The 891-nt window shown below is 35.4% G+C and carries 1 protein-coding gene and 1 pseudogene; both read right to left on the reverse strand.

The genetic code is table 11. The features are described from left to right. Nucleotides 1–429: LytR/AlgR family response regulator transcription factor (locus tag ROSEINA2194_RS04960; RefSeq protein WP_007884096.1), on the reverse strand; the 429-nt coding region annotated here is incomplete at its 3' end. A gap of 380 nt (nucleotides 430–809) precedes the next feature. Further along, nucleotides 810–890: pseudogene (locus tag ROSEINA2194_RS23855) on the reverse strand (DNA topoisomerase III); the annotation flags it as partial. Nucleotide 891 lies beyond the last annotated feature (1 nt).

The raw sequence follows: 891 nt of genomic DNA on the forward strand, positions 1-891 counted from the left end.
CGTCACTTTATAAAAATCCTTTTCTGCTCCGGTATCCGGCAGTTGATTCAGAAGTTCCAATATCTGCAATTCCAGTTTATCATATTCCAATGGTTTACATAGAAATGAAAATGCATGAACTTCGTTAATGACCTGCATACAATATTCTTCATAACTCGTAATATACACTAATTTCACATCCGGAAATTTTTCCTTTAATTTTCTCCCCAGTTTAATACCATTCAGTTCTTCCATCGAAATATCTAAAATTCCGATATCAATGTTGCTGATATTTTCAAGCATTTGATTTGCAGACGCAAATTGCTCAATATGATAAGCAATCTTTTGACTTGTAAAAATCTTATGCAGCATAGTCACTGCACACTCAAGATCTGCTATATCGTCATCACAGACAACAATTTCCAGCATAGCACTCACCTTCTTTCTCATTTATATATCGGCTCAATCTTTATTCTGTTTCAAATCTCACCTATAAAAGACATCACATGAAACAAAATATTACGGTATTTCTTCACCAAATACAATTTTTTAACACGAAATACGATTAAAAAAAAGCATTAAACCATTTACCCCTGTTAATACACAAAAGCACTGTATCTCAAACTCTTTGAAATACAATGCTTCCCTGCATTTTCTATATCGTCATGTTGATATTATTACTTTACTATCCTGCACACTCTCTGGGAGTGACTGTATCTATCAAAAAAGAAGCCAGCAGTTTATTCACGCACTACTGACTTCCTATATTATTCATTTTATTTACTTCGCTGCGTCTCAGACAAGTTTTCCATCTTTAAACACAATCTCTTGCCCTCCAGGTATCCGTCCTCTCTCTTATCTGCACCGATTACCTTTGCGATGGACTGCGCCACCGAAGGTTTCTCGGCAATT

The organism is Roseburia inulinivorans DSM 16841 (genome assembly GCF_000174195.1).
Classification (GTDB): Bacteria; Bacillota; Clostridia; order Lachnospirales; family Lachnospiraceae; genus Roseburia; species Roseburia inulinivorans.